The 13645-nt window shown below is 69.5% G+C and carries 15 protein-coding genes and 2 riboswitches; of the genes, 12 read left to right on the top strand and 3 right to left on the bottom strand.

Translation table 11 applies throughout. From position 1 onward, the window contains the following. Positions 1 to 83: 83 nt before the first annotated feature. The 8 genes from tsaD (at position 84) to Afe05nite_RS37220 (ending at position 6426) form a co-directional block, all read left to right on the top strand. Positions 84 to 1133, top strand: a complete 1050-nt coding sequence (gene tsaD / locus Afe05nite_RS37255) for a tRNA (adenosine(37)-N6)-threonylcarbamoyltransferase complex transferase subunit TsaD (RefSeq protein WP_203822022.1) — start codon at positions 84 to 86, stop codon at positions 1131 to 1133. Beyond that, a complete protein-coding gene (ureG, locus tag Afe05nite_RS37250; protein WP_203822021.1) occupies positions 1130 to 1849 on the top strand; it encodes an urease accessory protein UreG in 720 nt (239 codons plus the stop codon). The genes tsaD and ureG overlap by 4 nt, the downstream gene beginning before the upstream one ends. 85 nt (positions 1850 to 1934) lie before the next feature. After that, complete coding sequence (locus Afe05nite_RS37245) at positions 1935 to 2561, top strand: superoxide dismutase (RefSeq protein ID WP_203822020.1); 627 nt, start codon at positions 1935 to 1937, stop codon at positions 2559 to 2561. 5 nt (positions 2562 to 2566) lie between these two features. Then, positions 2567 to 2842, top strand: a complete 276-nt coding sequence (locus tag Afe05nite_RS37240; RefSeq protein ID WP_203822019.1) for a superoxide dismutase — start codon at positions 2567 to 2569, stop codon at positions 2840 to 2842. A gap of 98 nt (positions 2843 to 2940) precedes the next feature. Beyond that, positions 2941 to 4026: a FecCD family ABC transporter permease gene (locus Afe05nite_RS37235; RefSeq protein WP_203822018.1), complete on the top strand. Its 1086-nt coding sequence runs from the start codon at positions 2941 to 2943 to the stop codon at positions 4024 to 4026. Positions 4027 to 4037: 11 nt separating this feature from the next. After that, complete coding sequence (locus Afe05nite_RS37230; RefSeq protein WP_203822017.1) at positions 4038 to 5000, top strand: ABC transporter substrate-binding protein; 963 nt, start codon at positions 4038 to 4040, stop codon at positions 4998 to 5000. Further along, positions 4997 to 5767, top strand: coding sequence for an ABC transporter ATP-binding protein (locus Afe05nite_RS37225; protein WP_203822016.1), 771 nt, complete (start codon positions 4997 to 4999; stop codon positions 5765 to 5767). The genes Afe05nite_RS37230 and Afe05nite_RS37225 overlap by 4 nt, the downstream gene beginning before the upstream one ends. Next, the gene (locus Afe05nite_RS37220; protein ID WP_203822015.1) at positions 5764 to 6426 is read left to right on the top strand and encodes a class I SAM-dependent methyltransferase; all 663 of its coding nucleotides are present in this window, start codon (positions 5764 to 5766) and stop codon (positions 6424 to 6426) included. The genes Afe05nite_RS37225 and Afe05nite_RS37220 overlap by 4 nt, the downstream gene beginning before the upstream one ends. A gap of 75 nt (positions 6427 to 6501) precedes the next feature. Here the strand turns inward: Afe05nite_RS37220 and Afe05nite_RS37215 are convergent, their stop codons facing one another. Then, positions 6502 to 7146, bottom strand: a complete 645-nt coding sequence (locus Afe05nite_RS37215) for a GNAT family N-acetyltransferase (protein ID WP_203822014.1) — start codon at positions 7144 to 7146, stop codon at positions 6502 to 6504. Between the two features lie 98 nt (positions 7147 to 7244). Here Afe05nite_RS37215 and Afe05nite_RS37210 point away from each other — a divergent pair, with 98 nt between their 5' ends. Beyond that, positions 7245 to 7682, top strand: a complete 438-nt coding sequence (locus Afe05nite_RS37210; protein ID WP_203822013.1) for a Fur family transcriptional regulator — start codon at positions 7245 to 7247, stop codon at positions 7680 to 7682. Between the two features lie 135 nt (positions 7683 to 7817). Here the strand turns inward: Afe05nite_RS37210 and Afe05nite_RS37205 are convergent, their stop codons facing one another. Further along, the gene (locus tag Afe05nite_RS37205) at positions 7818 to 8162 is read right to left on the bottom strand and encodes a PDGLE domain-containing protein (RefSeq protein WP_203822012.1); all 345 of its coding nucleotides are present in this window, start codon (positions 8160 to 8162) and stop codon (positions 7818 to 7820) included. Further along, on the bottom strand, positions 8159 to 8860 hold the full coding sequence (locus Afe05nite_RS37200; RefSeq protein ID WP_203822011.1) for an energy-coupling factor ABC transporter permease: 702 nt from the start codon (positions 8858 to 8860) through the stop codon (positions 8159 to 8161). The genes Afe05nite_RS37205 and Afe05nite_RS37200 overlap by 4 nt, the downstream gene beginning before the upstream one ends. A 141-nt stretch (positions 8861 to 9001) precedes the next feature. After that, a riboswitch (cobalamin riboswitch) is annotated at positions 9002 to 9156 on the top strand. A 106-nt stretch (positions 9157 to 9262) separates the two neighbouring features. Between Afe05nite_RS37200 and Afe05nite_RS37195 the strand changes: the two genes are divergently transcribed. From Afe05nite_RS37195 to Afe05nite_RS37185, 3 genes are all read left to right on the top strand, one after another. Beyond that, entirely contained in the window at positions 9263 to 9760 is a 498-nt protein-coding gene (locus Afe05nite_RS37195; protein ID WP_203822010.1) for an acyl-CoA thioesterase, read from the top strand. A 96-nt stretch (positions 9761 to 9856) separates the two neighbouring features. Continuing rightward, positions 9857 to 10066: riboswitch (cobalamin riboswitch) on the top strand. Between the two features lie 122 nt (positions 10067 to 10188). Beyond that, a complete protein-coding gene (locus tag Afe05nite_RS37190) occupies positions 10189 to 12600 on the top strand; it encodes a ribonucleoside-diphosphate reductase subunit alpha (protein WP_203822009.1) in 2412 nt (803 codons plus the stop codon). Next, positions 12597 to 13643, top strand: coding sequence for a ribonucleotide-diphosphate reductase subunit beta (locus tag Afe05nite_RS37185; protein WP_203822008.1), 1047 nt, complete (start codon positions 12597 to 12599; stop codon positions 13641 to 13643). The genes Afe05nite_RS37190 and Afe05nite_RS37185 overlap by 4 nt, the downstream gene beginning before the upstream one ends. Positions 13644 to 13645: the final 2 nt, after the last annotated feature.

The following is a 13645-nucleotide window of genomic DNA, read 5'->3' as shown; positions in this document are numbered from 1 at the left end:
TAGCTGCCATTGATGTGCAACAGCTACTACCATGCAACAATGCCCATGACCCGAGCCGGGCGACACCGGCTGAGACGCTGACCATGGCCTTGGTACTCGGAATCGAGACCTCGTGCGACGAGACCGGCGTCGGCCTGGTCCGCGACGGAGTACTGCTGGGTGACGCGCTGGCGTCCAGCATGGACGAACACGCCCGGTTCGGAGGGGTCGTGCCGGAGATCGCCGCCCGTGCCCATCTGGAGGCGCTCCCGTCGATGGTGCGCCACGCCGTCGACCACGCCGGGGTTCGGCTGGCGGACGTCGACGTGGTGGCGGTCACGGCCGGGCCCGGCCTGGCCTCGGCGGTGCAGGTCGGCTTGGCCGCCGGCAAGGCCTACGCATTGTCTCTCGGGGTGCCGCTCTACGGGGTGCACCACCTCGCGGGTCATGCCGCGGTCGACACCCTGGAACACGGCCCCCTGCCCGAGCGCTGCGTAGCCTTGATCGTCTCGGGCGGGCACACCTCGCTGCTACTGCTCGGCGACCTCGCCCGCGACCCCGTCGTGCACCTCGGTGACACGCTCGACGACGCGGCCGGCGAGGCCTTCGACAAGGTCGCCCGGCTGCTCGGCCTGCCCTACCCCGGCGGCCCGGCGATCGACCGCGCCGCCCTCGACGGCGACCCCGAAGCGATCGCGTTCCCGCGGCCGCTGACCGGTGCCCGCGACGACCCGTACGCGTTCTCGTTCTCCGGCCTGAAAACCGCCGTCGCCCGCTGGGTCGAACGGCACACCGGGCCGCTGCCGGTCGCCGACGTCGCCGCCTCGTTCCAGGAAGCCGTGGCCGACACGCTGTCGCGCAAGGCTGTCGCCGCCGGCCGGCAATACGCCTGCGACACGCTTCTGATGGTCGGTGGCGTCGCCGCGAACAGCCGCGTCCGCTCGCTCACCGCCCAGCGATGCGCCGCCGCCGACATCCGGCTGCGCGTTCCCACACCGCGACTGTGCACCGACAACGGCGCCATGATCGCCGCGGTCGGCGATTTGCTCGCCCGAGCCGGCCGGCCACCGAGTCCGCTCGACCTGGCCATGCATCCCACACTGACCCTGACCAGCGCCCTGATTCCACCGGCCGGACCAGAGAGAAGCCCATGACCACCGAGATCCACGGACACGAGCCCGGCGAGGTCCCGCACTCGCACCCGCATCCCGACTCCGACCCGCACGAGCCCCTCGGCGCGGGCCGGCGGGCGCTCCGCGTGGGGATCGGCGGCCCGGTCGGTTCCGGAAAAACCGCCCTGGTCGCGGCGCTCTGCCGCACGCTCGCCGCCGAGGTGCGGCTCGCCGTCGTGACCAACGACATCTACACCACCGAGGACGCCGACTTCCTGCTGCGCAACGGCGTGCTGCCCGCCGACCGGGTCCGTGCGGTCGAGACCGGCTGCTGCCCGCACACCGCGATCCGCGACGACATCTCGGCCAACCTGGACGCCATCGAGGAACTCGAGACCACCCTCGGCCCGCTCGACCTGATCCTGGTGGAGAGCGGCGGGGACAACCTCACCGCCACCTTCAGCAAAGGCCTGATCGACCGGCAGATCTTCGTGGTGGACGTGGCCGGCGGGGACAAGGTGCCCCGCAAGGGCGGCCCGGGTGTCACCACCGCCGACCTGCTCGTCATCAACAAGACCGACCTGGCTCCGCACGTCGGCGCCGACCTGACGGTCATGGATCGCGATGCCCGCACCCGCCGCGGAGACCTCCCGACGATCTTCCAGTCCCTGACGGACGACCCCGGCGCCACCGCCGCCGCCGGGTGGATCCGCACCCACCTGCGCTCCGGCCCGCGTGATCCCACTGCCACGGTGTGAGACAGGGCAGCCTTACCCACATGCCATTCGGTTGGTGTTGCAAGATGAGGGCAACAGCTAAGGACCGGCAAGTGGAAGGTTGAGAATGGCTATCTACACGCTTCCCGACATGCCCTACGACTACGGCGCACTCGAGCCCGCCATGAGTGGCCAGATCCTCGAACTGCACCACTCCAAGCACCACGCCGCGTACGTCAAGGGCAGCAACGACACCCTCGACCAGCTCGCCGAGGCCCGCGACAAGGGCGACTTCACCACCCTGGTCGGCCTGGAGAAGACGCTCGCGTTCAACCTGTCCGGCCACGTCCTGCACTCGATCTTCTGGAACAACCTGTCGCCGGACGGCGGTGACCGCCCCGACGGTGACCTGTCCGCGGCCATCGAGGAACACTTCGGATCCTTCGAGGCGTTCGCCGGGCAGCTGTCCACCGCCACCAAGGGCGTGCAGGGCTCGGGCTGGGGCATCCTGGCCTGGGAGCCCCTGTCGCAGCGCCTGATCGTGGAGCAGGTCTACGACCACCACGGCAACGTCGGTCAGGGCTCGACCCCGATCCTGGCCTTCGACGCCTGGGAGCACGCCTACTACCTGCAGTACAAGAACGTGCGCCCGGACTACGTCGACCGCCTGTGGGACCTGGTCAACTGGGCTGATGTCACCAAGCGGTTCGACGCCGCCCGCGCGGCCGGCAACCCGCTCATCGTCGCACCGTAACGGCGATGAGCGACGCCGACGCGGCATCTGTCTTCGCCGGCGCCCAGCGCGCCGCCGGGGTCATCGCGGCCAAACACCGCGGTGACCTCGCCGGCGCCCAGGAACTGCTGGCCGCCTTCCCCGACGAACAGGCCCGCACCCGCGCCTTCGAACTGCTGGCCCAGCTGGCCCTGAGCATTCTGCGCGCGCAGACCGATCAGAGCATGGACGAGCTGGTGCAAGAGCTGAGTCTGCACATCGCCGCCGCGGCGCTCAGCGGCCCGCCCGCACCGGCTGAGTGAATCGCCACAGAATCGAGCCCTGTACCCCTGACCGATCACCCTGTTACGTTCTTGCCATGTCTTGGCAATAGCCATGACGAGGTGTTTGGGGGTCATGGGTGTCCACCGTCCTCTCGGAGGTTCGGGAGCACGACGTGCTGGGAGTCGGCGCACAGCGCCGGCGAACCGCGTTCTGGTTGTCCGTGCTGACCCTGGGCCTGGTGGTCACCGGCGTGGTCGCGGTCGGCACGGGGGCGATCGCGATCGCCCCGGCCACCGTCGCCCGGATCATCGTCCACCAGCTCTTCGGCCTGGGTGAGACCACCTGGACGCCGCCCCAGGAAGCGATCGTCTGGCAGGTCCGGCTGCCCCGGGTACTGCTCGGCGTCCTGGTCGGCGCGGGTCTGGCCGTCAGCGGCGTCGCCCTGCAGGCCATGGTGCGTAACGTGCTCGCCGATCCCTACCTGCTGGGCATCAACTCGGGCGCCTCCAGCGGCGCCGCCGCCGCCATCCTGTTCGGAGCGGGCGCCGGGTTCGGCCAGTACGCCCTGTCGACCAGCGCCTTCCTCGGCGCGCTGGCCGCCTCCCTGCTGGTCTTCCTGATCGCCCGCAGCGGCGGACGGGTCACCTCGATCCGGCTGCTGCTGTCCGGAGTCGCCGTCGGCTATGCGCTGTATGCGACGACCAGCTTCCTCATCTTCGCGTCCGGCTCGGCCGAAGGCGCCCGGTCGGTGATGTTCTGGCTGCTCGGCTCTCTGGGCCTCGCCCGGTGGGACGCGTTGCTGACCGTGGCCACCCTGGTGATCGGCGGCACCACGCTCTACCTGACGGTCGTCGGCCGCAAGCTGGACGCCCTGGCCATCGGCGACGAGACCGCCCACACCCTCGGCCTGTCCCCCGACCGGTTCCGGATGCGGCTGCTGGTCATCGTGTCGCTCTGCGTCGGCGTGCTCGTCTCCGCGTCCGGCAGCATCGGCTTCGTGGGGCTCGTCGTGCCGCACCTGGCCCGCCGGCTGGTCGGCGCGACCCATGTCCGCGTCGTGCCGGTTGCCGCCCTGCTCGGCGCGATCCTGCTGATCTGGGCCGACGTCATCGCCCGCGTCCTGCTGGCCCCGCAGGAGATCCCGATCGGCATCATCACCGCGCTGCTCGGTGCCCCCTTCCTGCTGATCCTGATCCGCCGCCTGCACGCCACCGGTTCCTGAGAGGTTCGCCCATGAAGAAGGCTTTCTGGTTCGCCACCCTGCTGCTGGTCGCCGGCTGCGGCGCGGCGGCAGACGACAGTGAGGCCGCGGCCGGTGCCGGCTATCCGGTGACGGTCACCAACTGCGGCGTCGACGTCACCTTCGACAAAGCCCCCGAGCGGACCGTGCTGCTCAAGAGCGCCGCCGTCCCCTACTTGCACGACCTCGGCGTGCTGGACCGGGTCACCGCCCGCGCCGGGCAGTACCCGAAGGCGTACTACGACGCGGCGACGCTGGCCGAGCTCGACAAGATCCCGCTGCTGACCGACAAGACCGACACCAGCGGCCACCTGCAGATCTCCAAAGAGGTCGTCATCAGCCAGCAGCCCGACCTGGTGTTCGGCGAGGTCGACAACCTGTCCCGTGACACGCTCTCCGCGGTGGACATCCCGCTCCTGGAGGAGCCCGCGTTGTGTGAGAACAACACCGCGGTGCCGAGCTTCGACGACATCTACCGGCAGATGCAGACGTACGGAAAGGTGTTCGGCCGCACCGCTGAGGCGGCCACCGCGGTCACCGCTCTCAAGGACCGCATGACCAAGATCAAGAGCGACGGGAACGGACGTACGGCGGCGGTGCTGTACCCGACCGTCGGCGGCGGCGTCACCTACGCGTACGGGTCGACGAGCATGGCGCACCCGCAGTTGGAGGCGGCCGGCTTCAAGAACGTGTTCGGCGACAGCAAGGAACGCGTCTTCGAGGTCACCCTGGAGGAACTGCTCGGCCGCAACCCCGACGTGCTGATCCTGCTCTACAGCGACGGCGACCCGGCCAAGGTGGAACAGGCTCTGACCGGGCTGCCCGGCGCCGAGAAACTCAAAGCTGTCCAGAACAAGAACGTGATGCCGCAGCTGTTCAACTTCACCGAGCCACCCTCACCGCTGTCGATCGACGGCTTGGAGAAGATCGTCGAGCGGTTCAAGGCGGGCGCGTGATCAAGGCCCACGGGGTGTCCTGGCGCTACGGCGCCAACCCCGTGATCGACGGGGTCAGCGTCACCGCCCAACCGGGCCGGGTCCTGGGTCTGATCGGCCCGAACGGCAGCGGTAAGACCACCCTGTTGCGGTTGCTGTACGGCGCCCTGCGCAGTCCCACCGGCTCGGTCACGGTGGACGGCTCCGCTTTGACCGCGCTCAGCCCGCGCGAGGCCGCGCTGCGGATGGCCGTGGTGGTACAGGAGACCGGCGGCGAAACGGCCCTGACGGTGGCCGAGATGGTCTTGCTCGGCCGGGGCCCGCACCTGTCGACGTTCCAGCGCACCGGCCGCGCCGACCACGAGATCGCCGCCCGGTGCCTGGCCCGGGTCGGCGCCACCCACCTCGGGCCGCGCGCCTTCGGCGGCCTGTCGGGCGGAGAGCGCCAGCGGGTGCTGATCGCCCGGGCGCTGGCCCAGCAGGCCACCCACCTGCTGCTCGACGAACCGACCAACCACCTCGACATCCGCTACCAGCACGAGGTTCTGGCCCTGGTCCGCGGTCTGGGCACCTGTTCAGTGGTCGTGCTGCACGACCTCAACCTGGCCGCCCGCTACTGCGACGACCTCGTCCTGCTCGGCACGGGCGGGGTGGCCGCCGCCGGCCCGGTCGACGAGGTCCTCGACCCGGCCATCCTCGAGCCCGTCTACGGCATCGGCATCAAGCGGCTCGACCTCGACGGACACCTGCACCTGTTGTTCCAGCCCCTGGAGGAGACCGTCGCATGACCGCACAGGAGCGCATCAACACCTACTGGACCGGCCGGGCCCCCACCTACGCGGAGTACCAGCGCCGGCCCGACCGGCTGGCCGACGACACCCGGGCGTGGTCGCAGATCTGGAGTTCCGCCCTACCGGCCGGGCCTGCCGATGTGCTCGACGTCGGCACCGGCAGCGGCCAGGTCGCGGGTGTCCTGGCCGGCCTCGGCCACCGGGTGATCGGCATCGACCTGTCCGAGGGCATGCTGGCCCAGGCCCGATCGGCTTACCCGGCCCCGGAATTCCGGCTCGGTGACGCCGTAAGCCCCGAGTTCCCGGACGACAGCTTCGATGCGGTGACCGGACGCTATGTCATGTGGACCCTGCGCGAGCCGGAGACGGCGGTGGCCGACTGGATCCGGTTGCTGCGCCCCGGCGGCACTGTCGCCGTGGTGGACAGCACCTGGTTCCCAGAGGGCGGCACCGACTTCTACGATGCCGAGGTGTGGGCGGCTCTCCCCCTGGCCACCGCCACCTCGATCAATCAGACCGCCGCCGTGCTGGAGAGGGCCGGTCTCACCGAAGTGACGGTCACCCCGCTCACCTCGATCCTGGAGCTCGATCAGAAGTACGGCGTCGCCCCGAATCACGAGGTGCAGACGCAGTACCTGATCACCGGGCGCGTGTGATGTAGCGCCCGCCCGTCGCGTGACGCCGCGGGCCGATCGACGAGTGGGTGTCCTGGCTCCGCCGACGGCCCGGTCCTAGACGGGCCGGGACGGCGGGCGGCGATTCGGCCGCGTCGCCGAGCGTCGGCGGACGGGCCCGCACGCGGATCCTTGGCCCGGGGCCGGCAGCGCGGGCGTATCCCGCGGCGGCGACGCTTGGTAGGTGTAGAGGACCAGCGGCGTACCGGACGCCACGTAGGCGGCCCGCCGGACCCAGCCTTCGCTCTCGTAGAGGGCGACCGCACCCGCCCCGGGATGGGTGGCCAGCCAGGCCCGGGAACGGCCCGCCACGTACTCCGCCAGCAACGTGCGGCCGATGCCGCGGCGGTGGAACGCGGGAGCGACCATCAGCTCGGCCACCACCACGGCCGGAGCGACCAGCAGCGCCGCGACCGCCGGGGACACCGCGTCGCGGACGGCCAGATCGAACGCGCTCGCCTCGGGAAGACACGCCGGGGCAGGCCAGCCGTAGATCGCCCCGGCGAGCTCCGCGCCCTCCTCAGCCACGAAGCCGTACGACCCGGGGTGGCCGGTGTGGCGGGCCAGCCGGGCGGGGTAGTCCGCGATCTCCTCGTCTGTCTCGTTCCACGGCGGGGCGGAGAAGCACTGCCGGTAGACCGGCTCGAGGCGGTCCTGCAGGTCGCACAGTTGCGCGGCGGAGACCGGGCGGATAGCGATCATGCCGGTGGCACCTGCTTCCTGCGGAGTGGCCGTGAGCCGGCTGCGACGGTCGAGCGCTACCGTTGGGCCCGGCCGGCGAACAGAACGTGAGGTGGATCGTGGTAGGGGCACGGCAACTGGACAGGCTGAGCGCGGTCCGCGACCAGGTGCGCGCGGCCGGGCGTCGCTGGACCGTCGCGAAGGGCGCGGTCGTCGAGGCATTGCTCGCCACCGACGAGCACCTGTCCGTGCAGCAGGCCCATGACCAGGTCAGCGCCCGGTTCCCGCAGATCGACCGGTCGACCGTGCACCGGATCCTGCTCGCGCTGGCCGACGAACACGTCGTGCACATCCTCGGCCGCCAGGGCGAGGCCCGATACGGCATGGCCGACCTCCCGCACCACCACGCCATCTGCTCCCACTGCGGCAACGAGGCCGAGATCCCGGCCGCGGCGATCGCGCCGGCGCTCGCCTCCGCCACGGCCGCCACCGGCTTCACGTTCGACAGCAGTAGCGTCACACTCACCGGCCTGTGCGAGAAGTGCACCGCTGCGTGACCTGAGGGCGCCCCGCATGCTGGATCATCGCAACGGAACGCCCTCAGTCACGGAACGACGGGTCACGGCCACGCAACACCCGTTCCATCTGCCATCTTCTAGCAATTGCCATACTGATGCAACAAGGTGGGGCGATCAAACTTTCTGATCGCGGCGGCGCACCAACCAGAAGGCCCCCGCGCCCACGGCGAAGGTGATCAGCACCCCGGCCGTGCCGGCGAGGGCAGTCGACAGGAAGCTGTTGTCCACGCCGCGGACGCCGTAGTCGGCCAGCGGGCTGTCACCCATCTGGTGCTCGCCCTCCTGCTGCAGCATGCACGTGCCGCCGGTGATCTCGTCATCGGCGTTGAAGGTGCAGCCCTCCCGAGCGGTGGCGTCCAGCCCGTCCGGGCTGCCGGACGCGAAATTACTGACCACACCGGCGAGCAGCAGGGCCACGAGCAGGCCGCCGGCGATGAACCAACCCAGACGCCGGCTCACGCGGTCGCTCCGATCCCGCTGGTCGTGACGGGCTTACGGAAACGGCGCAGGGCGTACACCAGATCGGGCCGGACCCTGGCCACGGTGACGACCGTGGTCGCCGCGATCAGGCCCTCACCGATACCGATCAGCACGTGCGTGCCGGCCATCGTGCCCGAGATCAACGGCAGCGACAGCGCTGTCGTGCCACCCAGCGCGTACTCGAGCACGAAGCCCTGCGAGGCCACCACCACCGACACGACCGAAGCGATGAACGCGACCGCGCCCAGACTTGTGGGCGTCTTCGGCAGGATGCGCAGCAACGCCGCGACCAGCAGATAGCCGGCCGCCGTGCCGAGCAAGGCCATGTTGGTGATGTTCAGGCCGATCGCCGTCAGCCCACCGTCGGCGAACAGCAGGCACTGCACGATCAGCACGGTCGAGACGCAGAGCGCACCCACCCACGGCCCGACCAGGATCACCGCGAGCGTGCCGCCCAGCAGGTGCCCCGAGACACCCGGCAGCACCTGGAAATTCAGCATCTGCACGGCGAAGATGAACGCCGCCACCAGCCCGGCCATCGGCGCCAGCCGGTCGTCCAGGTCGGCGCGCGCCTTCACCACACAGAACGCGAGCGCGGCCACCGCTATCACTATGAAGATCACCGAAACGGGACCACTGATGATCCCGTTGGCGATGTGCATCGCCACTACATCCATCGAAGCCCTCCCCAGGCCTTCCCGGCCCTTGAGGCCCGGTCAGCGGCAGCATATTGACAGCAGTTGGCTCCTGCCAATACTTCGCAACAGAGTCTGGTGCTCGGGACGACAGTCCGGCCGCCCATGACCGGCGACGGTGGCTACCATCGGGGCAGCGCTGGTTCGCCCCCTCTGACCGAGGCGGCGACGCAAGAGGGAACCCGGTGGGAGTCCGGGACTGCCCCGCAACGGTGAGCACGGCCCCTCGGTGAAGGGACCGCACGAGTCCGGATACCTGCCTGCGCCACGCACACGGTCGGCGTGTGCGTTGCCGTCGGCCTCGCGGGTGGGCTCTCCGGCACGGGTTGCGCCGTGCCCGACCACGCCCGCCGGGCCGGCCGACCCGGAACGGACGCCACCTGCATGACCCAGCCTGCGCGACCGCCCGCGGCCTCCGAGATGACGCTGTCGCAGATCATGGATCAGCACCACACCAACCTGATGGGCACAGTGCACGGCGGGCGCATCCTCAACCTCATCGACTCGGTCGCCGGCGTCGTCGCGGCCCGGCACTCCGACGGGCCCGCGGTCACCGCGGCCATCGACGAGACCGCCTTCCTGCAGGCCGTACGCGTCGGGGACGTCGTCCACGTGCACGCCCGGATCACCTGGGCCGGACGCAGCTCGATGGAAGTCGCGGTCAGGGTCACCGCCGATCGCTGGGACCGGGCCGTCCCGGCCACCACCGTCGTCACCTCGCACCTGGTGATGGTCGCTGTCGACGACGACGGCAAGCCCCGTACGGTGCCCCTGCTCGCGCCCGAGACCGAGGACGACCACCGGGCGTTCCGGCAGGCGGAGATCCGCCGCCGGCACCGGCTGGCCCTGCGCGACGCCCTGGCCGGCGAGGCGGCCGCCTGATGGGCGCAGTCACTATCGGGTGGAATGTATGTGACGGAGAGACGCGACACGCCCGACACACCATCTGGTGTTGCCTGCGTCGACCCTTGCCCACATATGGTGTTGATCGCAGCTGGTTCGATCATCGCTCCACGGTGGTCGAGGCAACAGGGAACCCGGTGTGAATCCGGGACTGCCCCGCAGCGGTAAGTGGGAACGACCGCCGTCATGAAGCACTGGACCCCACCCGGGTCTGGGAAGCGACGGCCAGTAGGAGCGTGTCCGACGCCCACGAGTCCGAAGACCTGCCAGCGCGCCGCACCCCGGCCGGGTGTGCGGTCGAAGGCCGCGTGGGACGGCTGACGCCATCGAGCTGGGGGCATTCTGCGCCCGGTGGCGTCTCCCTGCGCGCCCGACGACCTTGGGGTCTCGGCGTGAAAGAGGGGGACATGACGGTCACGCAGGACAAGACTTCCGTGCCGGATCAGCGCCGGCACGGTATGCAGGTGCGCAAGCGCAACGGCGACCTGGAGACGGTCGACGTCAACAAGATCGTCAAGGCGGTCGAGCGGTGGGTCGCCGATCTCGACGAGGTGGACCCGCTGCGGGTCGCGACCAAGACGATCAGCGGGCTCTATGACGGCGCGACCACCGCCGAGCTCGACAAGCTCTCGATCCAGACGGCGGCCGAGCTGATCGGCGAGGAGCCGCAGTACTCCCGGCTCGCCGCGCGCCTGCTGGCCGCGTACGTCGACAAGGAGGTTCGCCTGCAGGGGGTGGCGAGCTTCAGCCAGTCGATCCGCTACGCCTACCAGCAGGGCCTGATCAGCGATGCGACCGCCGAGTTCGTGGCCCGCAACGCCCGCAAGCTCGACGACGCGGTGGACGAGGACCAGAACCTGCGGTTCGAGTACTTCGGGCTGCGGACCGTGGCTGACCGTTATCTGCTGCGCCACCCGCAGGAGCGCACGGTGCTCGAGACCCCGCAGTACTGGCTGTTGCGGGTCGCGTGTGGTTTGTCGGAGACACCGACCGAGGCGATCGGCTTCTACCGGCTGATGTCGAGCCTGGCCTATCTGCCCAGCTCGCCGACCCTGTTCAACTCGGGTACGAGCCACACGCAGATGTCGTCGTGCTTCCTCGTGGACTCGCCGAAGGACGAGCTGGACTCGATCTACGAGCGGTACCACCAGGTCGCCAAGCTGTCGAAGTTCTCCGGCGGCATCGGCATCTCGTGGTCGCGGGTCCGGGGCCGGGGCGCGCTGATCCGGGGCACCAACGGCAGGTCCAACGGCATCGTCCCGTTCCTCAAGACTCTCGACGCGGGGGTGGCGGCGGTCAACCAGGGCGGCCGGCGCAAGGGTGCGGCGTGTGTCTACCTGGAGCCGTGGCACCCCGACATCGAGGAATTCCTTGAGCTGCGCGACAACACCGGCGAGGACTCCCGGCGTACCCATAATCTGAATCTGGCCAACTGGATCCCGGACGAGTTCATGCGCCGGGTCGAGGCCGACGGCGACTGGTCGCTGATCGACCCGTCCGAGGTGCCCGAGCTGCCCGACCTGTTCGGCGACGCGTTCGACCAGGCCTACCGGGCGGCCGAGAAGAAGGCCGTCAAGACGGTCAAGGCCCGCGACCTGTACGGCCGGATGATGCGCACCCTGGCCCAGACCGGCAACGGCTGGATGACGTTCAAGGACCAGTCGAACAAGCTGTCCAACCAGACCGGCGAGCCGGGCAACACGATCCACCTGTCGAACCTGTGCACCGAGATCCTCGAGGTCAACTCCGACGACGAGACGGCGGTGTGCAACCTCGGCTCGATCAACCTGGGCGCGCACCTGGCCGACGGCGGCGTCGACTGGGAAAAGCTGCGCACCACGGTCCGCACCGCGGTGGTGTTCCTCGACCGGGTCATCGACATCAACTTCTACCCGTCGGAGCAGGCCGCCGCGTCGAATCCGCGCTGGCGGCCGGTGGGCCTGGGGCTGATGGGGCTGCAGGACGCGTTCTTCGTGCTGGGGCTGCCGTTCGACTCCGACCAGGCGAAGGAGCTGTCGACCCGCGTCCAGGAGGAGATCTTCCTGACCGCGCTCGAAGCCTCAGCCGCGTTGGCCGAGCAATTCGGCCCGCACCCGGCCTACGCCGAGACCCGCGCGGCCAAGGGCGACCTGCACCACGAGCTGTGGGGGGCCACGCCCTCGCAGACCGGGCGGTGGAGTGCCCTGAAGGAGCGCGTCGCGGCGACCGGCCTGCGGAACTCGCTGCTGATCGCGATCGCCCCGACCGCCACGATTGCCTCGATCGCCGGCTGCTACGAGTGCATCGAGCCGCAGGTGTCCAACCTGTTCAAGCGCGAGACCATGTCCGGCGAGTTCCTGCAGATCAACACCTATCTCGTCCGGGAGCTCAAGGCCCGTGGTCTGTGGACCGCCGCGATCCGCGAGCAGATCAAGCGGGCCGAGGGCTCGGTGCAGGGCATCGCCGAACTGCCGGCCGACGTGCGCGAGGTGTTCCGCACGGCGTGGGAGCTGCCGCAGAAGGCGCTGATCGAGCTCGCGGCGGCCCGCGCCCCGTACATCGACCAGTCGCAGTCGCTGAACCTGTTCATGAGCGCACCGACCATCGGCAAGGTCTCCTCGATGTATCTGTACGCGTGGAAGGCCGGCCTGAAAACCTCGTACTACCTGCGCTCGCGCCCGGCGACGCGCATCCAGCAGGCCACGGTCGCGGTGACTTCGACTGCCAGGACCCCGGTCGTCACCGCTCCGGTCGTCGTCGCGCCGGTCGCGGCGATCTCCGATGAGGAAGCGCTGGCCTGCTCCCTGGAAAACCCCGAATCCTGTGAGGCCTGCCAGTGACCACCATTCCCGAACCCCGCACCGCGCCCGCTGCGACCAGGCAGCAGATGCTGCTCGACCCCGGCATGGACCTGACGTTGCGGCCGATGCGCTACCCGCACTTCTTCGACCGGTTCAAGGACGCCATCAAGAACACCTGGACCGTCGAGGAGGTCGACCTGCACGGCGACCTCGCTGACCTGCAGCGCTTGTCACCGGCCGAGCAGCACCTCGTGTCGCGGCTGGTGGCGTTCTTCGCCACCGGTGACACGATCGTGGCCAACAACCTGGTGCTCAACCTCTATCAGCACGTCAACTCGCCCGAAGGGCGGCTCTACCTCTCGCGTCAGCTGTTCGAGGAGGCCGTGCACGTCCAGTTCTACCTGAACCTGCTCGACACCTACGTTCCCGATCTCGACGAGCGCACGGAGGCCTTCTCCGCCGTCGAGAACATCCCGTCGATCGCCCGTAAGGCCGAGTTCTGCTTCAAGTGGATCGACTCGATCTACGAACTGCGCGAACTGAGGACCCGCGAGGACCGGCGGGCGTTCCTGCTCAACGTCATCTGCTTCGCCGCCTGCATCGAGGGCCTGTTCTTCTACGGCGCCTTCGCCTACGTCTACTTCCTGCGCTCACGGGGCTTGCTCAACGGGCTCGCGTCCGGGACCAACTGGGTGTTCCGCGACGAGAGCATGCACATGGCGTTCGCGTTCGACGTGGTCGACCAGGTGCGTCAGGAGGAGCCGGACCTGTTCGACGCCGAGATGGAGCAGCAGGTCCGCGACATGCTGGCCGAGGCCGTCGAGTGCGAGGTGCAGTTCGCCGCCGACATCCTCGAACAGGGCGTCTCCGGCATGTCGCTCGGTGACATGCGCGAATATCTCCAGCACGTGGCCGACCGGCGGCTGGGCGTGCTGGGTATCGAGCCGATGTACGGCAGCAAGAACCCGTTCGCCTTCATGGAGCTGCAGGACGTTCAGGAGCTGTCGAACTTCTTCGAGCGCCGCGTCTCGGCCTACCAGGTCGGCGTGACCGGAAGCGTCAGCTTTGACGACGACTTCTGATT

Source organism: Paractinoplanes ferrugineus (assembly GCF_016862195.1).
Classification (GTDB): domain Bacteria; phylum Actinomycetota; class Actinomycetes; order Mycobacteriales; family Micromonosporaceae; genus Actinoplanes; species Actinoplanes ferrugineus.
This window is presented reverse-complemented; position numbering and strand designations above follow the sequence as displayed.